The sequence below is a fragment of the Streptomyces clavifer genome (assembly GCF_036345975.1).
Lineage (GTDB): Bacteria > Actinomycetota > Actinomycetes > Streptomycetales > Streptomycetaceae > Streptomyces > Streptomyces clavifer.
Genome location: NZ_CP107793.1, coordinates 7024283 through 7047755, shown reverse-complemented (window position 1 = coordinate 7047755; position 23473 = coordinate 7024283). Strand labels below are relative to the sequence as shown.

The following is a 23473-nucleotide window of genomic DNA, read 5'->3' as shown; positions in this document are numbered from 1 at the left end:
TCCCCGTATCCGAGGGCATGCGCATCATCGAACCCCACCGCGACGCCGGAGCCTATGCGCTCAGGGTGCTCGGCGCTGCCGATGTCTTCCGCTTCGAGGAGCATCTGGCGGAGTGTTCCGCGTGCGGGGTCCGGGTGCGCGAATTCCGCGCGGTGGCGGCCGAGCTGGCGGCGTACGCGCGCCGGACGCCGGCGGGGGTGGCTCCGGTGGTGTCTCCCGGGCCCGAGGTGCTGCGCCGCATGGTCGCCGCGGCCGCGGTCGGCCGGCGCACGTCCCGCAGACGGCGCCTGGCCCTGGTGGCGGCCGCCGTGGCGCTCGGCGTCGGAGGCCCGGCGTTGGTCCTGCAGGGCGTTCCCGCGGACCGGGCCGGGGCCGAACGGTGGACGGCGACGGGCGGGCTTCCGGGGGTGAGCGCGGTGGTGACGACCGGTGCCCGGGAGTGGGGGACGGACGTCGGCCTGGAGGTGGCGCGCCTTCCGGTGGCGGCCGGGGTGTGCGCCCTGGTCGCCGTGGGCCGGGACGGCAGTGAGCAGACGGTGAGCACCTGGTCGGTGGCGGGGGCCGGCGGGAAGCCGGCGACCGTGCGGGGCGGCGCGGCGCTGGATCCTGCCGATATCGATCATTTCGAGGTACGGGCGTCGGACGGGCATCGGCTCGCGACCGTGACGCGCTGAGGGCCCTACTTGAGCAGCCGGGACAGGCGCCGGTCGGCGAGGGGTCTGCCGCCGGTCTGGCAGGTGGGGCAGTACTGCAGCGCCGAGTCGCTGAACGAGACCTCGAGAACCGTGTCGCCGCACACCGGGCAGGGCTGTCCGGCACGGCCGTGGACGCGCATGCTGCTCTTCTTCTCGGCCTTGAGCCTCCCGGCCGCGAGGCCGCGGGAGCGATCGACGGCTTCCCGCAGGGTGGTGCGCATCGCCGTGTAGAGGTGGGTGACGTCGTCGTCGCCGAGGCTGGTGGTGAGCTTGAACGGGGACATCTTCGCGACGTGCAGGATCTCGTCGCTGTAGGCGTTGCCGATGCCGGCGATCAGCGACTGGTCGCGCAGCGCTCCCTTGACCTGCCGCCGTTGCCCGCCGAGCAGCCTCGCGAACGCGTCCCGGTCGAAGGAGTCGGCCAGCGGATCGGGCCCCAGCCGTGCGACGGCCGGCACGTCGGCGGGGTCGTGAACCAGGTGGACCGCGAGGCGTTTGGTGGTGCCCATCTCCGTCAGGTCGAAACCGTCGCCGCCGCTCAGGACCGTACGCAGGGCCAGCGGCCCCTTGCCCGGGCGGGGCGGTGTGGTGGGGAAGCCGTCCTTCCACTGGAGCCAGCCCGCACGTGCCAGGTGGATGAGCAGATGGAGCGGGCCCGCCGCGATGTCCAGGAATTTGCCGTGGCGGGCCACGGAGGTGACGGTGGTGCCCTCCAGGGCGCCGAGCGGCGGCTCGTACGTCTTGAGGACGCTGATCGCCAGCGGCAGGACGCGGGCGATCTCCTTGCCGACCAGATGGTCGTCGAGGAATTCCCGCAGGGCTTCGACTTCCGGTAGTTCGGGCATGACACCAGCCTGCCGCAGCGGCCCGGCGGATGCCTCCTCCGACGGTCAGGTGGGTCCGCCCAGACCGTAGACACGGCGCGCGGTCGCCGAGAACACGGCCCGCTGCCCGTCCTCGCCGAGTCCGGCAGTGAGCGTGCGCGCCGTGTCGAGGACGTCCGCGTACGAGGCGGCGAGCCGGCACACCGGCCAGTCGGAGCCAAACATCAGCCTCTCGGGTCCGAAGGCGTCGATGACGGTGTCCGTGTACGGACGCAGATCCTCGGCGGTCCAGGTCCGGGGGTCGGCCTCGGTGACCAGGCCGGAGAGTTTGCAGACGGTGTTGGGCAGCGCGGCGAGCGCCCGCAGCCCGTCGGCCCAGGGGTGGGTACGCCGCTGGGCCACCGGCGGCTTCCCCGCGTGGTCGAGCACGAAGGTGAGCCCTGGTACCAGGGCGGCGGCTCGGACGGCGGCGGGCAGTTGATGCGGCAGGACGATCAGGTCGTAGGCGAGTCCGGCGGCGGCGACGGCCCGGAGTCCGCGCAGGACGTCGGGGCGCAGCAGCCACCGGGGGTCGGCCTCGGCCTGCACCTGGTGGCGGATCCCGACGAGCAGCTCCCCGCCGGGCAGGCCGCGCAGGGCCGCCAGGGTGCCGGCGACGTCGGGCGCGGTGAGGTCGGTCCAGCCGACGACGCCGGAGACGAGGCCGCTGCCGGCGGCGAGCTCGAGGAACTCGGGGGTCTCCTCGGCGACGGTGACGGTCTGGACGAGGACGGTGGCGCCGACACCCGCCGCCCGGGCCTCCGGTTCCAGGTCGGCGAGCGTGAAGGTGCGGCGGAGCGGGGCGAGTTCCTCGCCGGTGATCCATCCCTGGTCGCGTACGGAGAGATCCCACACGTGGTGGTGGGCGTCGACGAACGGCGGCTGCGTCATGTCTCGGTCAGCTCCGTGGGGGACTTCGCGGTGTGCGGGACCGTACGCCCGGCCGTGGCCGTCATGCCGGCCCCGGCGGCTCGGCCTCACTCAGGAGACCTTCGGCGCGCAGGTCGTCCCAGAGGGCGTCCGGGACCGGGGTGCGCAGCAGGGCGGCGGCGTCGCGCACCTCGTGCGGGGAGCGGAAGCCGACGAGCACGCCCGCGACGGCGGGGTGGCCCAGCGGGTGGTGCAGCGCCGCGGCGCGCAGCGGGACACCGTGCCGCGCGGCGACGGCCTCCATGCGCAGCGCCCGGTCGACGAGGGGCGCGGGGGCGGCGGCGTAGTCGTACGTCGCATCCGGGCGCGGGGCGGCGAGGAGCCCCGAGTTGAAGACGCCGCCGACGACGACGCTGCGGCCCCGTGCGGCGGCCTCCGGCAGGAGTGCGTCGAGGGCGCTCCGGTCGAGGAGGGTGTAGCGGCCTGCGCAGAGGACGGCGTCGACGTCGGTGTCGCGCAGGAAGCGGGTGAGCATGGCCGTCTGGTTCATGCCGGCGCCGATCGCCCCGACCATTCCCTCCGCGCGCAGTTGCTCCAGGGCCGGGTAGCCCTCGCGGAAGGCCGCTTCCTCGTGGTCGTCGGGGTCGTGGAGGTAGACGATGTCGACGCGGTCGAGGCCGAGACGTCCGAGGCTGTCCTCGATGCTCCGGCGAATGCCGTCGGCGCTGAAGTCCCAGCGGCGGCGGTGGGTGTGCGGCACGGCGAACCCGTCCGACAGTCCTTCGGTGGCGGCCGCCTCCGCCGCCGGCAGCGGGTCGAGCACCCGGCCGGCCTTGGTGGACACCGTGTACGCGTCACGGGGTCGCGTCCGCAGCGCCTCGCCGAGGCGGCGCTCCGAGAGGCCGAGGCCGTAGTGCGGTGCGGTGTCGAAGCAGCGGACGCCCTCGTCCCAGGCGGCGTCCACGGCGGCGGCGGCCTGCTCGGGCGCGACCTCGGTGAAGAGGTTGCCGATGGCCGCCGCTCCGAAGGAGAGCTCGGTGATCTCGACAGCGCTGCTTCCGAGCCTGATGCGCCGCATGTCCGTACCGCCCCCGCTGATGATCGCCTGTGGTCCCACAGCGAATATTCATCGGATCACTGGGGTGCGTCAACACCTGTGACCGCTCTGAGGCGGCGGATTCTCCGCTATCTGTCCGACCTATGGATGGGCGGGGCCCTATGCGGGAGCGGGCACGACGGGGAAGAGCGCCCGCAGGTCACGGAGTTCGTCCCCGACCGCCGACACAAGGCGGTCGAGGTCGGGCAGCGCCTTGCCGTCGGCCACCAGGCCCACCTGCACCCGCCCGCCGTACGTGGACAGGGCGACGGCCAGCGACTGCCCGCGGGCCAGCGGGGCCATCGGGTAGACGGCACGCAGCGGGCATCCGCCGAGCGACAGCGCGGAGCGCGGGAGGGGCACGCTGGTGACCAGGATGTCGAAGAGCATCCGGGCCGCGTTCCCCGCCAGCGGTGCCCCGAACCGGTGCGCCAGCGCGGGCAGCTGGTCGGCCAGCACCGCGACGGCACCCGCACCGCGCATCGGCCCCGCGGCCTTGTTGCGCACCATGCCCGCACGCACCAGGCGCAGCCGCTCCCGGGCGTCGGGTTCACCGACAGGGAGGCCGAGGAGGTAGGCGGAGAGCCTGTTGCCGTCGGCCGCGCCGCCGGGCCTGCGCCGGGAGACGGGGATGAGGGCGCGCGGGTCGGCGCCGGGGAGCACCTCACCCCGCTCCAGCATCCAGCGCCGCAGCGCCCCCGCGACCACGGCGAGCAGGACGTCGTTGGCCGTACCGCCCTCGGCCCGCCGGATCCGCCGGACCGCCTCGGCGTCCATCTCGGCGACGGCCAGCCGCCGGGTGCCGCTGGAGATCGCGGTGAGGGCGGTCGACCCGCGCAGGTCCAGGCGGCTGGCCCGCACGACGGAGGCGCCGACCCCCAGCGCCCGGCCGACGTCCCCGATCCGGTCGAGCGCCATGCCCGCCGCCTCGTACGGGCCGGGCAGCCAGGAGCGCGGCGGAACCGGCCGGCGGCGAACGGCGCCCCGCCCTGCCCCGGCGGCGGCGATCTGGTCGAAGATGCCGGCCCCGATGGCCACGGCCCGCATCCCGTCGGCCAGCGCGTGGTGCAGCTTCACCAGGACGGCGAAGGTTCCGTCGCCGGCTCCGTGGAGGAGGTACATCTGCCAGGGCGGCAGCCCCCGCCCCAGCGGCCGCTCCATGAGCTCGCCGGCGAGCCGGGTCGCCTCCGCCATGAAGTCGCCCTCGGGGAGCACCACCTGCCTGACGTGCCGATGGACGTCGAAGTCCTTGTCGGTGAACCAGGCCGCACCGCCGACCGGCAGCAGGACGTCCCGCACCCGCATCCGCAGGCGGGGGATCGCGGCGGCGCGGGCACCGAGCAGGTCGAGAAGGTGCTGCGGCGAGATCCCGGGCGCCGGGGCGAAGACGGCGAGCGCGCCGAGGTGCATCGGGTGGGCATCGGTTTCGAGATGCCAGAAAGCCAGATCAAGAGGTGCCAGTAGCTCGGTACTCAACGGGGCCTCGCGTCATCTACAGCAGAACTGCGGGATCGCAGTCAATCCCTGATGGCCGGTTACGGTCAAGCATCGCCATATTACGTACTGTTACGGTCTCGCGCCGTCCGGACTCCTCCGCGTTACCGGTGCTCGGGGACGATGAACTCGCACCACACGCATTTGCCGTTGCCGCGCGACTCCACGCCCCAGACGTCGGCCAGCCGGTCCACCAGCATCAGCCCGCGGCCGGACACCCCCGACTCCCCCGCGTCCCTGCGGCGGGGCAGCGCGCTGGAACGGTCCTCCACGTCGACACGGAGCCGGCGCTCGGGGCCGGTGAGCACCCGGATGGTGACGATCGCGCCTCCGTCGGTGTGCATGAGCGCGTTGGTGATCAGCTCGTCGGCGGCCAGTTCGACCTCGTCCGCCCGGTCCCTGGCACCCCAGGCGCGCACCGCCGCCCGGATCATGTGGCGGGCGGAGCTCAGCGCCTCGGGGTCGTTCTGCGCCACGTGCTGCTGGAGACGGCCGCCGGGGTGGGGCGCGTGGGCGGCGTCGCGGCGCAGCAGGAGCACGGCCACGTCGTCCTCGCCGCCCCGTTCGTCGACGACCTCGCAGAGCCGGTCGGCGAGTCGCTGCAGGTCCTGCGGCCCGTCGCGCACCATCGACGTCAGCAGCCGCATGCCCTCGTCGAGGTCGACGCCGGGAAGCTCCACCAGGCCGTCGGTGTAGAGGACCAGGGTCTGGCCGGGGTCCAGCTCGACGGCGCTGACCGGGTAGTCCAGCTGACCGAACTCCGCCGAGAGCCCGAGCGGCAGTCCGCCCTCGGCGGGCAGCTTGCGGCAGCTCCCGTCGACATCGCGTACGAGCGGGTCCATGTGCCCCGCCCGCACCAGCTGCACCACACCGGTGGTCAGGTCGGCCTCGGCGTAGGAGCAGGTGGCGAAGCGGTCGGTGTCCAGCTCGTGGAGGAAGACCGACGCCCGCGCCATGACGGTGGCGGGGCTGTGGCCCTCGGCGGCGTAGGCGCGCAGCACGATGCGGAGCTGCCCCATGACCGCGGCGGCATGTGTGTCATGGCCCTGCACATCGCCGATGACGGCGCCGACCCGGCCGCCCGGCAGCGGAATGATGTCGTACCAGTCGCCGCCGATGTCCCGGCCGAGCCGCGCGGAGCGGTAGCGGACGGCGACCTGGGCGCCGGGCACGTCGGGGATCCGGCGGGGCAGCATCGCCTGCTGGAGGCCTTCGGCGAGGTCGTGCTCCTGCTCGTAGAGCATGGCCCGCTGGAGGCTCTGGGCGATCGAGCTGCCGAGGGCGACCAGCAGGTTCCTCTCGTCACCGGTGAAGCCCGCCTTGTTGCCGTAGAGGAGCCCGAGCGCGCCGATGGGACGGGCCTGGGCGATGAGGGGCAGATAGGCCGCGGCGGTGATGCCGAGGTGGCTGATGTGAGGCCAGAGGATCGGGTACGAGGTCGCGAAGTCCTCGGAGGACTCGATGAACCGTGGAGTGAGCGTGCGGATCACTTCGCTCATCGGGTACGGCTCGTCCGTCCGGGTGTAGCGGGTCCCGGGCACGTACGCGCCCTCGGGTCCGTCGGCCACCAGGTGGATGCGTCCGGACTCCAGCAGGCCCATGACGAGGCTGGTGGCGCCCAGGTTCGCCAGGCCCTGGGAGTTCTTCAGCACGTCGGTGACGTCCTTGACGGTCCGCGCGTGGGCCAGCGCCGCGGTGGTGCCCTCGACCAGACTGGTGCGGCGGCGCCGCTCCTCGTCCACCGACCTGCGGGCGGTCGAATCCGCCAGCTCCTGGGTGGCGTCGCGGACGATCCCGATGATGCGCCGGGGCCGCCCGGTGCCGTCCCTGCGGATGAATCCCTGGGTGTGGGTCCAGCGCAGGGAACCGTCGCGCCGGGTCCTGCGGAAGTAGGCGCCGTAGTTGCTGCGGCCGCTCTTGAGGGCCTGCGAGACCATGCCGTCGAGCCGGATCGCCTCCTCGGCGGGTACGCGCGGGGCGAGGGACGCGGGCCGGTCGTCGTACTCGTCGGGACGCAGGTCGAACACGTCGAGGGCGGGCTGGTCCATGTGCATGCGCCCGCTGTCCAGATCCCAGTCGAAGCTGCCCATTCGGTTCAGGGCGAGGCTGAGGTCCGGGTGGGCGGGCCAGTCGTCCGGGAGTGACGGGGTGCCCGCTACCCGATCATCCATGTGCGTCACTCTGCCATTATTTGTCCGATTCCTCGACCGAACCAGCCACCTTGAACGCGTTCAAGAAAACCTCTACGCTCGGCGCGACACCGATTGAACACGTTCAAGTCTGGGGGGGTGGCGCCCTGTCCGTACTGGTCGGCTCCGACCGCTCCCCGGACACCCTGCTCGTCCTGGTCGGCCACGTCGTCGGGGACCGCGCCCACCCGGAAGGCAGGACCGCATGACCCACCTGACGTACCCCGAGGTCGGAGCCACCCGGCTGGGGCCGCTCCCCGACGGGTACCACCACCTGCACCACCGGACCGCCGTCGGCCGGGGCCGGGCCGACTTCGAGGCCGCGGGCGCCGCCGTCACCGAGTGGCGGATGCACCGCGCGGCCGGAACCCGGGTGAACGCCTCCGCCGAGCGGGCGGCGCCCGGAGAGCGGGTCGCGGTGTCGCTGGGCCTGGGACCGCTCCGCATCACCGCACACTGCGAGATCGTCTGGACCGCGTACGACGAGAGGCGCATCGGCTTCGGCTACGGCACCACGGCCCGGCACCCGGAGCTGGGCGAGGAGTGCTTCGTGGTCGACCTGGCGGACGACGGGACGGTCTGGTTCACCGTCATGGCCTTCTCACGACCCGCCTCCTGGTACGCACGCCTCGCCGGACCGCTCGTTCCGGTGCTCCAGCGGTGGTACGCGCGCCGGCTGGGCGACACGCTGCGCCGGAGCGTGCCCACGGGCCGATGAGCCGATACTGGAGGTGATGCAGTGGTTCACCGCAGACGGGTACTGGCTCAGCCGGCTGATCTTCCAGCGGGCCCTCGCCGCCGTCTATCTGGTCGCCTTCCTCTCGGCCGCCCTCCAGTTCCGGGCGCTGATCGGGGAACGGGGCATGCTCCCCGTGCCGGAGCTGCTGCGGCGCACTCCCTGGCGGGCCGCGCCCGGCCTGTTCCGGCTGCACTACTCGGACCGCTTCTTCGCCGTCGTCGCCTGGACGGGCTGCGCGCTCTCGCTCGCTCTCCTGGCGGGCCTCGACGGGTACGTCCCCCTGTGGGCGGCCCTGGTGCTGTGGGCGGCGCCCTGGGTGCTGTACCTCTCGATCGTGCAGGTCGGACAGGTCTGGTACGGCTTCGGGTGGGAGTCGCTGCTGCTGGAGACGGGCTTCCTCGCCGTGTTCCTGGGCAACGGGGACACGGCGGCACCGGTCCTGGTGCTGTGGCTGCTGCGCTGGCTCCTCTTCCGGGTGGAGTTCGGCGCCGGACTCATCAAGATCCGCGGCGACGCGTGCTGGCGGCGGCTGACCTGCCTGGACTTCCACCACGAGACCCAGCCCATGCCGGGGCCGCTGAGCTGGTTCTTCCACCACCTGCCGAAACCGGCCCACCGGGTCGAGACGGCCGCCAACCATGTGACCCAGCTGGTGGTGCCCTTCCTGCTGTTCACCCCGCAGCCGGTGGCGAGCGTCGCGGCGGGGCTCATGGCCGCCACCCAGCTGTGGCTGGTGCTCTCGGGCAACTTCGCCTGGCTGAACTGGCTGACCATCGCCCTGGCGCTCTCCGTGATCGACTGGTCACCGCTCGCCGGGCCGCCGCCCGCGCAGCCCGCATCGCCCCTCTGGTACGAACTGCTGGTCATCGCCGTCGCCGCACTCGTCCTGACCCTCAGCCACCGCCCGGCGCGCAATCTCATCTCCCGGCGTCAGGTGATGAACCGCTCCTACGACCCGCTGCACCTGGTCAACGCGTACGGAGCGTTCGGCAGCATCAGCAGGGTCCGTCTCGAGGTCGTGGTCGAGGGCACCGACGAACCGGTGATCCACGAGGGGACGCACTGGCGCGAGTACGGCTTCCGCGGCAAACCGGGCGACCCACGCAGGCTGCCGCGCCAGTTCGCCCCGTACCACCTGCGGCTCGACTGGATGATGTGGTTCGCCGCGCTCTCGCCCGCGTACGCCCGCTCCTGGTTCGGACCGTTCGTCGAACGGCTGCTGCGGGGTGACCGGGAGACCCTGCGGCTGCTGCGCCACAATCCGTTCCCGGAGGCGCCGCCCGCCCACGTCCGGGCCAGGGTCTTCCACTACCGGTACACGGACCGGCACGAGCTGCGGGCCACCGGATGCTGGTGGCACCGGACCTTCGTACGGGACTTCATGCGGCCCGTGGCCCGGCCGGTGCCGCTCCGGCCGCGGGGGCCGGCATGAGAACGCCCCGGCCCCCGCGGCTCAGCTGCAGCTGCGGGGGCCGGGGCTCGGCTCTGTGCGAAGGGTGCGAGCGGTCAGTCGATGCCCGGCAGGATGTGCGGCTCGGCGAGATCGTCCTCGTAACCGGCCAGCCGGATCGGCGCCGACCTGGCCCAGACCTCGATGTTGCGGAGCTTCTCGGGCCCACGGGCGCGCGCTCCGGCCCGTTCGGCGGGGCACGGCTCGGTCTTCGTCATTTCAGGTGTCACCGCGGACTCCTTTGTGTCGCGTAACCCCGGGCGGTGGCGACGCTGCGGCTGTGAGAACCGTGTATCGGCCGCCCTCTGCGGGGCAGGGGCAGAAACAGTTCGGTCGCGGTGGCGCCGGTATGCGGGGCGGGACGGCGGTCTGCTTACAGACCTGTCCCAGGACGGCCGAGGAAGTTTCGTGGATCCCTTGGTGGCGTCCGTTGACCTCAGACTAACCAAATGAGCGCGATCCCGCTCGACAGAACGTATGGCCTGGGTCACTTTCAGCCAACGGAGTTCACCTCCTGTTCCCCAGGAATCACACAACGGAACACGAACGGCGGCAACCCGTGGGCACGGGTCGCCGCCGTTCTGCGTTCTGCGTTCTGCGTTCTGCCGGGGATCACCAGCCCGCGGGGGCGTAGTCCTTCAGGAAGCAGCCGTACAGCTCGTCGCCCTCTTCGCCGCGCACGATCGGGTCGTAGACCCGGGCGGCGCCGTCGATGAGGTCGAGCGGGGCGTGGAAACCCTCCTCGGCGAGGCGGATCTTGTCGGGGTGCGGACGTTCGTCCGTGATCCAGCCGGTGTCGACGGCCGTCATGAGAATGCCGTCCTTCTCGAACATCTCCTGGGCGCTGGTGCGCGTGAGCATGTTCAGCGCGGCCTTGGCCATGTTCGTGTGCGGGTGGCCGGCACCCTTGTAACCGCGGCCGAAAACACCCTCCATGGCGGACACGTTCACCACGTAGGCGCGCTTCGCCGCCGTCCTGGCCATGGCCGGGCGGAGCCGGCTGATCAGGATGAAGGGCGCGGTGGAGTTGCAGAGCTGGACCTCGAGGAGCTCGATCGGCTCGACCTCCTCGACCGTCTGGATCCAGCTGTTCGTGTCGTGGAGGTCGGGCACGAGGCCGCCCGCGTCGATCGCGGTGCCCGCGGCGATGCGGGCCGGCGACGCCGATCCGGTGACCAGGGCCAGGCTCGTGACGTCGTCGGCGGTCAGCCCCTGGCCCTCCTTGCGGGCGGCGGGCAGCGCGGCGACGCGGTCGACGGTGCCGCTCCCGAACGTTCCGATCACCTCGGCGACGGGCAGCTCGCCCGCGGGCAGCGGGGCGGACTCGGCTCCGAGGAGCTCGCTGTAAGCCTGTGCGGAGCGGCGGACCGTCTGCGCGGCGTTGTTGATCAGAATGTCCAGCGGCCCCTCGGCGGCCACGGAGTCGGCGAGCGCGACGACCTGGGCGGGGTCGCGCAGGTCGATTCCCACGATCTTGAGGCGGTGGATCCACTCGTCGCTGTCGGGCATCGCCTTGAAACGGCGGATCGCGTCGTTGGGGAAGCGGGTGGTGATGGTGGTGTGCGCCCCGTCGCGCAGCAGCCGCAGCGCGATGTACATGCCAATCTTGGCCCGGCCGCCGGTGAGCAGGGCCCGGCGTCCGGTGAGGTCGGTCCGGGCGTCGCGCCGGGACCGGTTCTCCTTGGCGCACGACTGGCAGAGCTGGTGGTAGAAGGCGTCCACCTCCACGTACCGGGTCTTGCAGATGTAGCAGGACCTGGGGCGCTGGAGTATGCCCGCGATCTCGGCGGTGGCCGAGGACGACGGGAGCACGCCCTGCGTCTCGTCGTCGATGCGCTCGGCGGAGCCGGTCGCGGTGGCCTCGGTGACGGCCTTGTCGTGCGCGGTCTTGGCTGCGCGGCGCTCCTGGCGGCGGCGCTGCTTCACCGTGCGGTAGATGCCGGCGGTCGCCCTGCGTACGGCGATCGCGTCCGGGTGGTCGACCTCGATGGAGTCGAGCTCGTCGAGCACGCTCAGGCAGACGGCCAGCCGCTCCGGGGCGATACCGGGACCGAACTCCTCGATCACGGGAGCGAACTCCGGGCTGTCCTCTGTCACCGTCATTGCCGTTCCTCTGTTGCTCGTCACTCGCGCCGCTGCCGGGCTCCGGTGGTGGGGAGGATGTCCGGCCCTGGGCCGGCGGGGGCCGGCGCGCCATGGGCCGAATGCCCCGGTCAAGTCTGCCATGGTTCGGACGTCGCTCCGCGCGGCTGTGACCGGCGCCTCCCCGGGGCCGTGACCGGGCCGCCGTACGGGCTGTCGGGGTGCTCCCGCGGACCGCGTCCGGCGCCCCGGCACGGGTGGACGAAAAAAAGTTCGGAATTGGCAGGCATGACTTCTGGAATGCCGGGCAGATGCCGGTCGGCACACAGGATTCCAGGGAGGGCGAGATCATGACGGCCATGTCTGTGCGAACCACCGGAGCGACCGGCACAACGGCGTCGCGGTGCGACGAGGCCGCTACGGGTTCCGACGGGTCCGCGCTGCCCTGGATCGAGGACGCGGGCAAGGTGGCCCCGCAGGACGCGCGGGCCATGTCGAAGCTGTTCTTCGACCGGCTGCAGGTGCTGGAAGAGGGCACCCGCGAGTACCAGTACGCCCGCAACACCCTGATCGAGATGAACCTCTCACTCGTGCGCTTCGCCGCCTCGCGGTTCCGCAACCGGGGCGGCGACGACTCCGAGGACATCATCCAGGTGGGAACGATCGGCCTGATCAAGGCGATCGACCGCTTCGACCTGTCGCGCGAGGTGGAGTTCGCCACCTTCGCGGTCCCGTACATCGTCGGTGAGATCAAGCGGTTCTTCCGCGACACCACCTGGTCCGTCCACGTTCCGCGCCGGCTCCAGGAGCTGCGTGTCGAGCTGGCCAAGGCCAAGGAGCAGCTGTCCGCCGAGCTCGACCGCGACCCGACGGTCGCCGAGCTCGCCGCCCACCTGGATCTCCCCGAGGAGGAGATCATCGAGGGTCTGGTCGCGGCCAACGGGTACTCGGCCGGTTCGCTGGACACCCCGAACGCCGACAGCGACTCCGGCAGCGACCAGCGCGCCTACGCCGACCTGCTCGGCGAGGAGGACCCGGCCATGGAGAGCGTCGAGAATCTGCACGCCCTGGCTCCGCTGCTGCGTGAGCTGGACGAGCGTGAGCGGAAGATCGTCCGGATGCGCTTCGGCCAGGAGATGACGCAGGCGCAGATCGGTGCGGAGTTGGGCGTTTCCCAGATGCACGTCTCGCGGCTGCTCAGCAGGATCGTCCAGCGGCTCCGTGCGGGCATGTGCGTCGAAGCCTGAGAAAGCGGAACACGAGCGAAATGACCGAGGTCCGGCAGGCCGCCGGACCTCGGTCGCATATGCTTCCTGGCGATATGGCGCGGGGTGACCTCCGTGCCGTCCGTTCGAGGGGGTGGAGCGTGGACGAGTTGTTGTCGGGCGCCTCTGCGCAGCTGATGGAGTCCAGCGGGATTCCGGAGCAGCTGGCGGGCCCCGCCGCCGAGGCTTCCGTCTGGGACCTGGACGCGGCCCTTCTCCTGGTCGAGGACGACTCCGGGGACGCGCTGCTCGTCGAGGAGATGCTGGCCGACAGCGAGCTGGACTCCTCGCTCACGTGGTGCAAGACGCTGGCCGAGGCGCGGCGGTTCCTGGCGGAATGCCGCACGCCGGTCTGTGTCCTGCTGGATCTGCACCTGCCCGACGTGCACGGTCTGGATGTCGTGAGGCAGCTCGTCGAGTCGGCGCCTGACGCGGCCATCGTCGTGCTGACGGGTATGGCCGAGGCCGAGACGGGACTGTCCGCGGTGGCGCACGGCGCCCAGGACTACCTCGTCAAGGGCCGGATCGACCCCGAGGCACTGGGACGGGCGGTCCGCTACGCGCTCCAGCGCAAGCACGCGGAGCGTTCGGCCGCGGCGATGCGGACGAGCCGGCTGATAGCTCAGGAGAACGCCCGGCTGGAACGCGCCCTGCTGCCCATTCCGCTGCTGCTCGACGACAATTTCGGAGTGGCCGCCCGCTACGAGGCGGGCCGCGCCCACGGGCTGCTGAGCGGTGACTTCTACGACGTGGTGCAGACCGCCGACGGAGTGGTGCACGCGGTGATCGGCGATGTGTCGGGGCACGGCGCGGCAGAGGCCGCCCTGGGCGTCTGCCTGCGGGTGGCCTGGCGCACGGCCGTGCTGACCGGCGTCTCGCAGCTTGAGAAGGTCGCTCTGCTGGAGGAGATACTCGTCGCGGAGCGTTCCGATCCCCATGTCTTCGCCACCGTCACCATGCTGGTCTTCCCGCCGGGCCGCGACCGGGTCCACATCGCCCGGGCCGGCCACCCGGGACTCCTGCTGCGGCGCGGCACGGACGTCACCTGGGTGGAGCCCGACGTGGGCATGGCCCTGGGACTGCTGCCCGGGTCCGGCCGCTGGACGGTCACGGACCTGGACCTCGCTCCGGGCAGTGAGCTCGTCCTGTTCACCGACGGCCTGTTCGAGGGCCGGACCGGGCCGCAGTCCCGGCTCGGTGAGGAGGGTCTGCTCGCCCTGGCCCGCAAGCACGCGGCGCAGGAACCGCGGGCGTTCGTCGACGCGCTGGTCGCCGAGGCCACCGAGAGCGCGTCGCCGTACGGAGGGCTGGCCGATGACGTCGCCGTCCTGCACCTGGGCTGGCGAGGGGACTCATGAGGTCCGCAGACACCGGTGACGGGGCGGCCGGGCGGCCGGGTCCGTTCGCGCGGCTCTCGGTGCAGAACTGGGTGCATCTGATCCTGGCCGGCTTCGTCGTGGTGGTCTGTGGCTGCCTCGTCGTCGGCGGGCTCGTCCTCTCCCGCATCTCCGACCGGACCACGGACCTGGTGGACCGCATCCAGCCCGCCCGTTCCTCGTCGTTCCAGCTGCAGAACTCGCTGCTCGACCAGGAGACGGGGGTGCGTGGCTTCGCGCTCACCGGTGACGACTCGTTCCTGGAGCCGTACGAGGCCGGGATGCGTGCCGAGCGGCTCAGGCTGGACCGGGTGCGCGTACTGGTCGGGCACGAGCAGCCGTTCGCCGCGGACCTGGACCGGATCGAGGAAGCCGCCCGGGTGTGGCGTCGGCAGCAGGCGGAGCCGCTGATCGCCTCGGTCCGGAAGGACGGTCCGGCCGGTGAGTCCTCGGCCCCGATCCGGCGGAGCAAGTCGGAGTTCGACACGCTGCGGCGGCTGTACGCCGTGCAGCAGGGGCATCTGGACACCGCGCGTGACCAGGCCCGTGCCGAGCTCGACGACGCGCGCGTCACCCGCGACCGGGTGCTCCTCGCCCTGGTGGTCGGCTTCGTGGTGGCCGTCGTGTCGCTCGCCCTGCTCCTGAACCGGATGGTGGGCCGGCCTCTGAACGCGCTCACCGCAGCGTCGGACAAGGTGCGTTCGGGCGCCTTCGGCAGCCGGATCGTGGTCCGCGGGCCGTCCGACGTCCGGGCGGTCGCCGCAGCGGTCGAGGACATGCGGCGGCGCCTCGTGGCGGAGCTCGCCGAGTCCCAGGAGCGCGAGACGCTGCTGGCCGAGCAGACCGGGGAGCTGCGCCGGTCCAACTCCGAACTGGAGCAGTTCGCGTACGTCGCCTCGCACGACCTGCAGGAGCCGTTGCGCAAGGTGGCGTCCTTCTGCCAGCTGCTCGAGAAGCGGTACGGCACGGAGCTGGACGCACGCGGCAAGCAGTACATCGACTTCGCGGTCGACGGTGCCAAGCGGATGCAGGTGCTCATCAACGACCTGCTCACCTTCTCCCGGGTGGGGCGGGTGCACGAGAGCTGGAAGCCCGTCGACCTCGACCGCTCCCTGGACCGGGCCCTCGCCAATCTGGCCCTGATCGTCGAGGAGTCGGGCACCACCGTCGTGCGCGCGGACCCGCTGCCCGAGCTGCTGGGTGACGCGACGTCGCTGGCCATGGTGTGGCAGAACCTCATCGGGAACGCGGTCAAGTTCCGCCGGCCCGACGTGCCGTGCCGGATCACCGTCGGATGTGTGCGCGAGGGCGAGGAGTGGCACCTGACGGTCGCGGACAACGGGATCGGGATCGCCCCGGAGTTCGCGGACAAGGTGTTCGTCATCTTCCAGCGCCTGCACGCCCGCGACGAGTACGAGGGAACGGGCATCGGCCTCGCCCTGTGCCGCAAGATCATCGAATTCCACGGCGGCAGGATCTGGCTGGACCCCGGCCCCGCCGAAGGTACGCTCATCCACTTCACCCTGCCCGTCGTCACCGATGCGCCCACGCACACCACGGCGGAGCTCCTCGCCCCCGCCCCGCTCACCCCCCAGTCGGGAGACGCCCCGTGAACGACTCCGCCCAGCCCATCGAGGTCCTGCTCGTGGAGGACGACCCCGGCGACGAGCTGATGACCCGTGAGGCGTTCGCGGACAACAAGATCCGCAACACCCTTCACGTCGTGCGCGACGGCAAGGAGGCGCTGGACTTCCTCTACCGCAGGGGTGAGCACGCCGGTGCGCCTCGCCCGGATCTGGTGCTGCTCGACCTGAATCTGCCGAAGTACGACGGCAGGCAGGTGCTCGAGCGCATCAAGACGGACCCTGAACTGGCCCTGATCCCCGTTGTGGTCCTCACCACGTCCTCGGCAGAGGAGGACATCCTGCGCAGTTACAAACTGCACGCCAACGCCTATGTCACCAAGCCGGTCGACCTGGAGCAGTTCATCGGCGCGGTCCGGCAGATCGACGACTTCTTCGTGAGCGTGGTCCGGTTGCCGGGTCGTGCGTAAGATCAGGAGAATCTACCGGAGTGGGATCTCTCGACACGGGTAGACGAACGGCGATAAAGAGGTCGTTTCGACCTCACCCTGCGGCGCCCTGGCTGGAGCACATGAACGATCAGGCCATCTCACGGCCGGACAACCCCCGGCAGGGGTCTCCGTCCTCGGAGGTCCTGCTCACCGCCGAGGTGTTCGACGGCGAACAGGGTTGCATCGCGCAGGCCCGTGCGCTGGCCGACCGTTTTCTGGCGCGGCTGGTGGCGGAGTGGCTCGCGGTCCTCGGCGAGCACACCCGCAGCGATCTGATGCTGGCGGTCAGCGAGCTCGTCACCAACGCGGACCGCTACAGCCACGGCCCGTACCTGCTGGAGCTCGAGGGCAACGCGGAGCGCATCAGCGTCACGGTGTACGACAGCAGCACGGCACTCCCGGTGCTCTACGCCCCCGATCCGGCCCGCCTCGGCGGTCACGGCATGGAGATCGTGGTGGCCCTGTGCGACCGGCTGACGGCGGAGCGGGTGCCGGTCGGCAAGCGCATCCGGGCGGAGTTCCAGCTCAGTACCTGAACCGCACACGAGCGGCCCGTCCCGGACCAGGTGGTCCGGGACGGGCCGCTCGTGTGCCCGGTTCAGCGCAGGGCGGGCGGGGCTTCGGCGGGAGCCGTGCCCCACGCGGAGGGTTCGCTGCCCACCTCGAAGGAGCGAGCGGCCCGAGCGGATGTCGTCGGTGGTGAGGTACGTCCGGGAGCGCTCCGCGCCGTCGAGCCGGGCCGACTGGATGTAGCGGTCGGTGTCCGAGGTTCCGGGAGCCCGTACGGTGAACGAACCCCGTGGGTAGTACCGGCGGTCCAGGGTCAGGTCGACCCGGTCGAAGACGGGCGTGGACAGGCCCCACGTGTCGGTGCCGGGCTGGACCGGGAAGATCTCCCTATCGAGGAGAGCACGTCCCAGGCGGACATGGCGCCCACGTCGTCGTTGCCCGTCATCCCGGTCGGGGTGTCGGTGAAGAGGGTGGGCGCGCCGTGGACCACGTCGGTGGTCTTCCAGGGCTGCCCGGTCGACAGGTAGGTGTACGGGGCGATCAGGTCGGGCTCGTTCTGCGGGTCTGCGGTAGCTTGATCCGTCACCTGCGGTGACGCTCTCCGGGCCGTACGTGAAGCTGCCCTGTTATCTGTGGCAAGGGAGAAGCGGTGCCCACCGTCGTACAGATGCCGACCGGCAAGGCGCTCACCGTCCGGACGGCGGCCGACGTGTTCCTCGACTCGCTCGGCAACCCGAACACAATCCGCAACTACGGGATCGGGGTCGACAAGACCGCCGAACGGCTCGGCGAGTCCCGACCGCTGGTCTCGGTCGCGGACGACGAGATCGGCCAGGCCCTCGAACTCCTCTGGGGCACCTCCGCGGTGAACACCTGGAACTCCCGGCGCGCGGCGGTTCTGTCCTGGCTCAGCTGGTGCCGCGAGCGCGGCTACGACGGCCCCGCCGTCCCGGCCTGGGCGAAGCGACTCGCGGTGCCCGACTCCGAGACCCCCGCCCGCTCCCGCATGGCCATCGACCGGCTGATCGCGCGGCGCGAGGTGCACCTGCGGGAGAAGACGCTGTGGCGGATGCTCTACGAGACCGCCGGGCGCTCGGAGGAGATCCTGGGCGTGAACATCGAGGATCTGGACTTCGCCGGCCGCCGCTGCCCGGTCAAGGCCAAGGGGGCGAAATCGAAGTCCCGCCGCCGGGGCCAGGCCCGCGAGGACTTCGTGCTGGAGACCGTCTACTGGGACGCCGGCACCGCCCGCCTGCTGCCGGGACTGCTCAAGGGCCGCACGCGGGGGCCGGTGTTCGTCACCCACCGCCGTCCGGGACCGGGCAAGGCCGTCAGCCCTCGCGACGTATGCCCGGACACCAGCTTCGCCCGGCTGTCGTACGGGCAGGCCCGCGCGCTGCTGGACGAGCACACCGCCATGCGCGGGACCGGGACGGGCTGGGATCTGCACGAGTACCGGCACTCCTCCCTGACCCACCTCGGTGCGGCGGGGGCGAGTCTGCTGATGCTGATGGCGATGTCGAGGCACAGGAAACCGGAGAACGTCCGCCGGTACTTCAAGCCCTCCCCCGAGGCCATCGCCGAGCTGACCAGCCTGCTCGCCCCGGGGGATGCCCGGCGCTGATGACCTCGGGCTGTTCAGGCAGAGCGGCGAGCTGGACACGGATCACCGAACGGTAAGGCCAGACGGCAGGGCCCGTTTCGACCGCGGGGGCTCATTCGGCGGTTTTGTCCACGCGGATCAGGGTCTGCTGGCCGTTCGCAACGAGCTTGCGGGCGCCGTCGGCCTGGACGCCGTAGACCTCCAGCTGGCAGACGGTCAGGGTGCGGCCCGGCTTGAGGACGGTGCCGATCGCCTCCAGGTGATCACCGGCGGCAGGCGCGAGGAGGTTGATCTTATACTCGACGGTGAGGACCTCGGAGTCCTCGCCGAACAGGGTGAGCGCGGCGTAGCCGCCGGCACTGTCCGCGATGGCGCTGGTGGCGCCGGCGTGGACGTAGCCGTGCTGCTGGGTCACCTCAGGGCGAGCCGGGAGCACGATGTGTACCCGGCCGGGGCCGATGTGAGCCAGACGCGCGCCAAGGTGGGCCATGAGGCCCTGCCGGTCGAAGCTGTCCTGGATGCGCTTGTGCACTGCGGGGGGCTCGCCTGTTCCTGCTGCGTCCGGTCGTCCACGTGCGTGCTCTCCTTCGGGTCCGTGTCGGGCGGAGCGGGTCGGGTTCCTCAGCCGGCCAGGCGCTCCACCAGCAGGAAGGCTCCGATGGCGATCATCATGGCACCGCTGATGCGGGTGACGACCCGGGCGGCCGAGGGCCGGGTGCTCAAGACCGTACGGGCCAGGACACCGACGGCGAGGTAGACGACGGCGCACGCGGTCAGGTGCATCGTGCTGAGCAGCCCGGTCTGCGCGGCGACCGGCCAGCCCGTGGCCGGGTCGATGAACTGCGGGAACAGCGAGAAGTACAGCAGCAGCACCTTCGGGTTCAGGCCGCTGATCCCGGCTCCCTTGAGCAGTACCTGCAACCGGGAGGCGTCCGTGCTCTCGCCTGCGGCTGCCGGAATGGCCGGCTGCCGCAGGACGCCCCAGCCCAGCCACAGCAGGTACCCGGCCCCCGCCACGGTCAGGGCGGTGAGCGCGGCCGGGGAACTCGCCACAATCACCGCCAGGCCCGCGACGGCCACCAGCGCATAGGCCGCGTGTCCGGCGATCAGCCCTGTGACGGCCGGGACGACTGAGCGTCCCCGCACTCCGGCGGAGATCGCAAAGGCCCAGTCCGCGCCAGGGGTGAACACCAGCAACAGGTCCACCGCCAGGAAGGCCGCCAGCGTCGTCGTTTCCATCGCTCGTTCCCTCTCACATGTTTTGCCCTTGAGGGAAGGCTAGGGTGGATATGCCCGAAAGTGTTTGCGTCTTTACCTCATGATCGCGTGCTGTGGGGAAGAATCTTCTTCATGGATGCCATGGACCGGAAGATTCTTGCCGAGCTGCAGCTCGACGGCCGCCTGACCATCACCGAGCTGGCCGCCCGCGTGCAGCTCAGCGTCTCGCCCTGCCACCGCCGGCTGCGCGACCTCGAACGCGAGGGCGCCATCCGCGGCTACCGGGCAGTCGTCGACCCCGGCGCCGTCGGCCTGAACTTCGAGGCCCTCGTCTTCGCCACCCTGCGCTGGGAAACCCCCGACACCGTCACCGCCTTCGAAGAGGCCGTGACCGCCGTCCCGCACGTGCTGCAAGCGCAGCGCCTGTTCGGCGAGCCCGACTACCTTCTGCGGGTCGCAACCGCCGACCTGGCCGCGTTTCAGCTGCTCTACGACCAGCAACTGGCCCGGCTCCCCGGCGTCCAACGCCTGACCTCCACCCTCGTCATGAAGAACGTCGTCCAGGACAGACCGCTGCCCGAATAACCGCACCCCCGAGCCCCGCACCTCCAGCAGGTCCAGCGCGTCGTCCACGGCCCGGGTCGTCAGGTAGACCGCGGTGGCCAGCAGCGTCGCCAGCCGCCGCGAATCGCCGTGCCGCCGCAGCAGCGACGCCTTGCCGTCCACCCCGTACCGCGACAGCTCCGCCAGCCGCCGCGGCGGAACCGCCGAGACGTCCAGCACGCCCATGCCCAGGTCGGCGATCTCCTCCGCCCGCTGAAGCGACCACTTCATCTGCGGCCCCGACACCCGCACCGGGCCCCGGCGCAGCCGGTCCAGCTCCGAGACCCGGGCGCCGGGCGGCACGGTCAGCAGCGAGTCCAGTACCGCCCGCTGCCCGGTGTTCAGCAGCCCGTACAAGGCGTCCCACAGCCGCTGGTTCGCCGCCTCCCGCACGGAGGCGACCAGCCGGGCCAGCGTCGTCACGCCGGGCAGCAGCACCCGGCGCTCGCCCAGCCAGCCGGCCGCCGCGTCGAACAACGCTTTCGGGCCCTCGCCCGTCGTCCAGGCCCGCGCGTCCTCAAGCCCCTGCTCGTAGGCGAAGAAGGAGTCGAGGCGCTCGTTCGCCGCGTCCGTCACGCTTTCCGGTGCTTGGCGTAGCCGCACCTGCGCACAGTGTGTCCCTCGCCGTCATCTTCTGAGCCCTGAGGGAAGGAGGACTACCGTCGGGAGGAGGACCCAGGAGTGACGTACGTACTACCGCAGCAGTACGCCGAATCGCCACCTCAAGGACGACGACACGGCGGCTCCTACGAGACATCGTGGTGTACATGAGTTCCCTCGCGCTCGCCGTGCTTCTCTCGCTGGTCTCCGCGGTCGCCTACGCGGCCGGGGCGATCGTCCAGGAGCGCGTGGCCGCAGCCGGTGACGGCCGCCCGTACGCACCCCTGCGCAACGGCGTGTGGTGGGTGGCCGTGGCCCTCAACGGTGTGGGAGCGGTGCTGCACGTGGTGGCACTGGCGTACGGGCCGCTGAGCCTCGTCCAGCCGCTCGGCGCCCTGACGATCGTCTTCGCACTGCCGATGGCGGCCCTGTTCGTCCGCCGCCGGGCCGGCTGGACCGCCTGGCGCGGCGCCCTCATGGCGACGGTCGGGCTGGCCGGGCTGCTGGCCCTCACGGGGAGCGCCGGGTCGCACACCCTGGCGGGGGCGGAACAGCTGATGCTGGCGACGACGACGGCGGGAGCCGTGGTAGCGCTGCTCGTACTCGCCAAGGGACTGCACCGGCCGATGCTGCGCAGCGTCGTGCTGGCCACGGGCGCCGGAATCGCGTTCGGCATCGCCTCGGTGTTCACCAAGACGGTCGCGGTGGAGTGGACGACCGGTGCGGTGACCTCGGGCCTGCCGACCCTGCTGGTGATCGCGGGCCTCGCCGCCGCGGGACTGCTGCTGTCCCAGGCCGCGTACCGGGGCGCCGGACTGACCGCGCCGCTGGCGACGGTCACCGTGGTGAACCCGGTGGTGGCCGCGGCGGTGGGCCTCACGCTGTTCGGGGAGCAGTTCCGCTACGGCCTGACGGGCACACTGCTCGCACTCGCCTGCGGCGCGCTGGCGGCTGCCGGGCTGGTCCTGCTGACCACGGAGCGGGTGGGCGCGGAGCGGCGTACGGCAGAGCGGCTCGGCGCCGGGCCGGACGGGGACGACAGCGCCGGCCGTGCGGGCCGGCCGCCCGTGACGCTGCCCGGCCCGGTGACGCGGTCCTCCCCGTCCGGGAAGGATCCTTCGGACCCGTTTCCGGCGCCGTCCTCGCTGTCGCCGCCCCTGACCGGACCGCTGCGCCACGGCGCGCGGCGCGTGGAGTTCGGCGAGGGGCGGCCCACGGGCGGGTCGGCGCGCCGGGGCGGCTTAGCCGCACCGGGCACCGGACCGGACGGGACCGTTCAGACGTTGGCACCCCCGGCCCGGAGGTAGGCGAGCGGGTCGATGTCGGAGCCGTAGCCGGGGCTGGTGCGGATCTCGAAGTGCAGGTGCGGACCGGTGCTGTTGCCCGTCGAACCCGAACGCGCGATCCGCTGGCCGCTGCCGACCTGCTGGCCATCGCGCACGTGGAGCGACGAGAGGTGTGCGTACTGGCTGTACTTGCCGTCGCTGTGCCTGATGACGACCTCGTAGCCGTACGCCCCCGCCCAGCCGGCCGAGACGACCGTTCCGGACGCCACCGCCTTGACCGAGGTTCCGGTGGGGACCGGCCAGTCGACGCCCGTGTGGTAGCCGCTCGACCATGATCCCGCCTGGTGGTACGGCGTACCGGTACGGGCGGAGACGGGTGCGGTGAAGCCGGACTGCGGCTTGGCCGCCGGCTTGCTGTCGCGCTTGGCCGCCGGCTTGGTGTCCCGCTTGGCCGCCGGCTTGGTGTCCTGCTTGACCACCGGCTTGCTGTCCGCCTTCGCGGACTGCTTCGGAGCCGAGGCCTTCGGTGACTGCTTCGTGACGGTCCGCTCGGAAGTGGTCCGCTCGCTGGGCTTCTTCTGCGTGGCCTTCGGGCCCGCGCCCGTCCTCGGCGCCCCGGCCACGTCCAGGCTCAGGCGCTGTCCGGGGACGATGAGGTCGGGGTCGGCGCCGACCACCGTGCGGTTCGCCTCGTACAACTTCTGCCAGCCGCCCCGGACCTGCTCGGTGGACGCGATGCCGGACAGCGAGTCGCCGCGCGCCACGGTGTACGAATCGCGTGCGCCGGGCACGGAGGTCGGTGAGGCGGACGCCTTGCCCGCCTTCGTGTCCCGGGTCTTACTCGACGGGCTCGATTCGGGGGCTGCGGTCGCGGCCTTGCGGGGTGTGCCGCGCTCCCCCTGCGGGGCGATGTCGGGTGCGTCGCCGCCCCGCGTCAGCCCGGCCCGCACGGAACAGGTCGGCCAGGCGCCCGGGCCCTGCCCCTCCAGCACCTTCTCGGCGACGGCGATCTGCTGGTCCTTGGTCGCCAGATCGGCCCGCGCCGCGTAGGCGGAACCGCCGTACGCCGCCCAGGTCGAGCCGGTGAACTGCAGGCCGCCGTAGTGGCCGTTCCCCGTGTTGATGTGCCAATTGCTGGTCGACTCGCAGGCGGCGACCTTCTCCCACACATCGGTCGAGGCGGCGCCTGCCGACCCTGCGGTGAGCAGCGGAAGCGCTATGCCCGCGCCGCCCGCCGTGACCGTGAGCGATGCACGGTTGATCCGACTGGGCTGATATCTGCGGTGCCGTCCGTTGGCGGCCATGACTGTTGCTCCCCCCACTGACTGTAGGACACGTCCCAAGCGGCCAACTTATTGGCAGACAAAGGGTGGTGACAAGTGAACAATTGACGCGTGCTACCCATGCGCCCCCGGTGCACGTCGAGTGCGACGGCGCACCTCCTTCCGTCGATGCTCTGC

General features: G+C 71.6%; 21 protein-coding genes and 2 pseudogenes. 11 read left to right on the top strand and 12 right to left on the bottom strand.

Translation table 11 applies throughout. The features are described 5' to 3' along the window. Positions 1 to 17 precede the first annotated feature (17 nt). Positions 18 to 674: a zf-HC2 domain-containing protein gene (locus tag OG927_RS30535; RefSeq protein ID WP_330321133.1), complete on the top strand. Its 657-nt coding sequence runs from the start codon at positions 18 to 20 to the stop codon at positions 672 to 674. Positions 675 to 679: 5 nt separating this feature from the next. On the opposite strand, the gene OG927_RS30530 is transcribed toward OG927_RS30535, so the two are convergent. The 5 genes from OG927_RS30530 to OG927_RS30510 form a co-directional block, all read right to left on the bottom strand. Then, positions 680 to 1540 carry an Fpg/Nei family DNA glycosylase gene (locus OG927_RS30530; protein ID WP_056800100.1) on the bottom strand — a complete coding sequence of 287 codons (861 nt, stop codon included), beginning with the start codon at positions 1538 to 1540 and terminating at the stop codon, positions 680 to 682. A gap of 45 nt (positions 1541 to 1585) precedes the next feature. Beyond that, a complete protein-coding gene (locus OG927_RS30525; RefSeq protein WP_056800103.1) occupies positions 1586 to 2449 on the bottom strand; it encodes an amidohydrolase family protein in 864 nt (287 codons plus the stop codon). Positions 2450 to 2510: 61 nt separating this feature from the next. Continuing rightward, the gene (locus tag OG927_RS30520; RefSeq protein WP_056800586.1) at positions 2511 to 3506 is read right to left on the bottom strand and encodes an aldo/keto reductase; all 996 of its coding nucleotides are present in this window, start codon (positions 3504 to 3506) and stop codon (positions 2511 to 2513) included. Positions 3507 to 3644: 138 nt separating this feature from the next. Continuing rightward, positions 3645 to 5000: a wax ester/triacylglycerol synthase family O-acyltransferase gene (locus tag OG927_RS30515; protein ID WP_124280353.1), complete on the bottom strand. Its 1356-nt coding sequence runs from the start codon at positions 4998 to 5000 to the stop codon at positions 3645 to 3647. 122 nt (positions 5001 to 5122) lie between these two features. Next, on the bottom strand, positions 5123 to 7189 hold the full coding sequence (locus tag OG927_RS30510) for a SpoIIE family protein phosphatase (protein ID WP_330321132.1): 2067 nt from the start codon (positions 7187 to 7189) through the stop codon (positions 5123 to 5125). Between the two features lie 223 nt (positions 7190 to 7412). Here OG927_RS30510 and OG927_RS30505 point away from each other — a divergent pair, with 223 nt between their 5' ends. Both OG927_RS30505 and OG927_RS30500 read left to right on the top strand, forming a co-directional pair. Further along, entirely contained in the window at positions 7413 to 7925 is a 513-nt protein-coding gene (locus OG927_RS30505) for a DUF1990 family protein (RefSeq protein WP_056800113.1), read from the top strand. Between the two features lie 16 nt (positions 7926 to 7941). Next, positions 7942 to 9378: a lipase maturation factor family protein gene (locus tag OG927_RS30500; protein ID WP_056800116.1), complete on the top strand. Its 1437-nt coding sequence runs from the start codon at positions 7942 to 7944 to the stop codon at positions 9376 to 9378. 74 nt (positions 9379 to 9452) lie between these two features. Here OG927_RS30500 and OG927_RS30495 read toward each other — a convergent pair whose 3' ends face one another. Together OG927_RS30495 and OG927_RS30490 are read right to left on the bottom strand one after the other, a co-directional pair. Beyond that, positions 9453 to 9626, bottom strand: coding sequence for a hypothetical protein (locus tag OG927_RS30495; protein ID WP_164494063.1), 174 nt, complete (start codon positions 9624 to 9626; stop codon positions 9453 to 9455). Between the two features lie 382 nt (positions 9627 to 10008). Then, positions 10009 to 11499 carry an SDR family NAD(P)-dependent oxidoreductase gene (locus OG927_RS30490; protein ID WP_056800119.1) on the bottom strand — a complete coding sequence of 497 codons (1491 nt, stop codon included), beginning with the start codon at positions 11497 to 11499 and terminating at the stop codon, positions 10009 to 10011. 329 nt (positions 11500 to 11828) lie between these two features. Here OG927_RS30490 and OG927_RS30485 point away from each other — a divergent pair, with 329 nt between their 5' ends. The 5 genes from OG927_RS30485 (at position 11829) to OG927_RS30465 (ending at position 16729) form a co-directional block, all read left to right on the top strand. After that, a complete protein-coding gene (locus tag OG927_RS30485; protein ID WP_056800591.1) occupies positions 11829 to 12725 on the top strand; it encodes an RNA polymerase sigma factor SigF in 897 nt (298 codons plus the stop codon). 155 nt (positions 12726 to 12880) lie between these two features. Next, positions 12881 to 14101 carry a PP2C family protein-serine/threonine phosphatase gene (locus OG927_RS30480; protein ID WP_056800124.1) on the top strand — a complete coding sequence of 407 codons (1221 nt, stop codon included), beginning with the start codon at positions 12881 to 12883 and terminating at the stop codon, positions 14099 to 14101. Then, positions 14098 to 15732, top strand: a complete 1635-nt coding sequence (locus OG927_RS30475; RefSeq protein ID WP_056800127.1) for a sensor histidine kinase — start codon at positions 14098 to 14100, stop codon at positions 15730 to 15732. Before OG927_RS30480 ends, OG927_RS30475 begins: the two co-directional genes overlap by 4 nt. Beyond that, positions 15729 to 16172 (top strand): response regulator, encoded by a 444-nt coding sequence (locus OG927_RS30470; protein WP_056800132.1) that lies wholly within the window; start codon positions 15729 to 15731, stop codon positions 16170 to 16172. The genes OG927_RS30475 and OG927_RS30470 overlap by 4 nt, the downstream gene beginning before the upstream one ends. 101 nt (positions 16173 to 16273) lie before the next feature. Further along, positions 16274 to 16729, top strand: coding sequence for an ATP-binding protein (locus OG927_RS30465; RefSeq protein ID WP_056800136.1), 456 nt, complete (start codon positions 16274 to 16276; stop codon positions 16727 to 16729). A 62-nt stretch (positions 16730 to 16791) separates the two neighbouring features. Here OG927_RS30465 and OG927_RS30460 read toward each other — a convergent pair. Beyond that, positions 16792 to 17268: pseudogene (locus tag OG927_RS30460) on the bottom strand (glycoside hydrolase domain-containing protein); the annotation flags it as partial. An 84-nt stretch (positions 17269 to 17352) separates the two neighbouring features. On the opposite strand from OG927_RS30460, the gene OG927_RS30455 reads away from it, so the two are divergent. Beyond that, positions 17353 to 18327 (top strand): tyrosine-type recombinase/integrase, encoded by a 975-nt coding sequence (locus tag OG927_RS30455; RefSeq protein WP_330321131.1) that lies wholly within the window; start codon positions 17353 to 17355, stop codon positions 18325 to 18327. A gap of 91 nt (positions 18328 to 18418) precedes the next feature. On the opposite strand, the gene OG927_RS30450 is transcribed toward OG927_RS30455, so the two are convergent. Both OG927_RS30450 and OG927_RS30445 read right to left on the bottom strand, forming a co-directional pair. Then, entirely contained in the window at positions 18419 to 18838 is a 420-nt protein-coding gene (locus OG927_RS30450) for a PaaI family thioesterase (protein ID WP_330321130.1), read from the bottom strand. A gap of 89 nt (positions 18839 to 18927) precedes the next feature. Next, positions 18928 to 19545, bottom strand: coding sequence for a LysE family translocator (locus OG927_RS30445; protein WP_330321129.1), 618 nt, complete (start codon positions 19543 to 19545; stop codon positions 18928 to 18930). A 111-nt stretch (positions 19546 to 19656) separates the two neighbouring features. Here OG927_RS30445 and OG927_RS30440 point away from each other — a divergent pair, with 111 nt between their 5' ends. Continuing rightward, positions 19657 to 20109, top strand: a complete 453-nt coding sequence (locus OG927_RS30440) for an Lrp/AsnC family transcriptional regulator (protein WP_330321369.1) — start codon at positions 19657 to 19659, stop codon at positions 20107 to 20109. Between the two features lie 18 nt (positions 20110 to 20127). Here the strand turns inward: OG927_RS30440 and OG927_RS36060 are convergent. After that, a pseudogene (locus tag OG927_RS36060) lies at positions 20128 to 20643 on the bottom strand (DUF4158 domain-containing protein); the annotation flags it as partial. Positions 20644 to 20894: 251 nt separating this feature from the next. On the opposite strand from OG927_RS36060, the gene OG927_RS30430 reads away from it, so the two are divergent. Next, positions 20895 to 22034: a DMT family transporter gene (locus tag OG927_RS30430; protein ID WP_206431712.1), complete on the top strand. Its 1140-nt coding sequence runs from the start codon at positions 20895 to 20897 to the stop codon at positions 22032 to 22034. Here the strand turns inward: OG927_RS30430 and OG927_RS30425 are convergent. After that, positions 22004 to 23317 carry a peptidoglycan DD-metalloendopeptidase family protein gene (locus OG927_RS30425; RefSeq protein WP_124280356.1) on the bottom strand — a complete coding sequence of 438 codons (1314 nt, stop codon included), beginning with the start codon at positions 23315 to 23317 and terminating at the stop codon, positions 22004 to 22006. The two genes, OG927_RS30430 and OG927_RS30425, sit on opposite strands and share 31 nt — an antisense overlap. Positions 23318 to 23473 lie beyond the last annotated feature (156 nt).

Bases quoted from the DNA above. Each gene is read 5' to 3' on its own strand.
- OG927_RS30535 (WP_330321133.1), top strand. From the start codon at position 18: ATGCGCATCATCGAACCCCACCGCGACGCCGGAGCCTATGCGCTCAGG.
- OG927_RS30530 (WP_056800100.1), bottom strand. From the start codon at position 1,540: ATGCCCGAACTACCGGAAGTCGAAGCCCTGCGGGAATTCCTCGACGAC.
- OG927_RS30525 (WP_056800103.1), bottom strand. From the start codon at position 2,449: ATGACGCAGCCGCCGTTCGTCGACGCCCACCACCACGTGTGGGATCTC.
- OG927_RS30520 (WP_056800586.1), bottom strand. From the start codon at position 3,506: ATGCGGCGCATCAGGCTCGGAAGCAGCGCTGTCGAGATCACCGAGCTC.
- OG927_RS30510 (WP_330321132.1), bottom strand. From the start codon at position 7,189: ATGGATGATCGGGTAGCGGGCACCCCGTCACTCCCGGACGACTGGCCC.
- OG927_RS30505 (WP_056800113.1), top strand. From the start codon at position 7,413: ATGACCCACCTGACGTACCCCGAGGTCGGAGCCACCCGGCTGGGGCCG.
- OG927_RS30500 (WP_056800116.1), top strand. From the start codon at position 7,942: ATGCAGTGGTTCACCGCAGACGGGTACTGGCTCAGCCGGCTGATCTTC.
- OG927_RS30490 (WP_056800119.1), bottom strand. From the start codon at position 11,499: ATGACGGTGACAGAGGACAGCCCGGAGTTCGCTCCCGTGATCGAGGAG.
- OG927_RS30485 (WP_056800591.1), top strand. From the start codon at position 11,829: ATGACGGCCATGTCTGTGCGAACCACCGGAGCGACCGGCACAACGGCG.
- OG927_RS30480 (WP_056800124.1), top strand. From the start codon at position 12,881: ATGGAGTCCAGCGGGATTCCGGAGCAGCTGGCGGGCCCCGCCGCCGAG.
- OG927_RS30475 (WP_056800127.1), top strand. From the start codon at position 14,098: ATGAGGTCCGCAGACACCGGTGACGGGGCGGCCGGGCGGCCGGGTCCG.
- OG927_RS30465 (WP_056800136.1), top strand. From the start codon at position 16,274: ATGAACGATCAGGCCATCTCACGGCCGGACAACCCCCGGCAGGGGTCT.
- OG927_RS30445 (WP_330321129.1), bottom strand. From the start codon at position 19,545: ATGGAAACGACGACGCTGGCGGCCTTCCTGGCGGTGGACCTGTTGCTG.
- OG927_RS30440 (WP_330321369.1), top strand. From the start codon at position 19,657: ATGGATGCCATGGACCGGAAGATTCTTGCCGAGCTGCAGCTCGACGGC.
- OG927_RS30430 (WP_206431712.1), top strand. From the start codon at position 20,895: ATGAGTTCCCTCGCGCTCGCCGTGCTTCTCTCGCTGGTCTCCGCGGTC.
- OG927_RS30425 (WP_124280356.1), bottom strand. From the start codon at position 23,317: ATGGCCGCCAACGGACGGCACCGCAGATATCAGCCCAGTCGGATCAAC.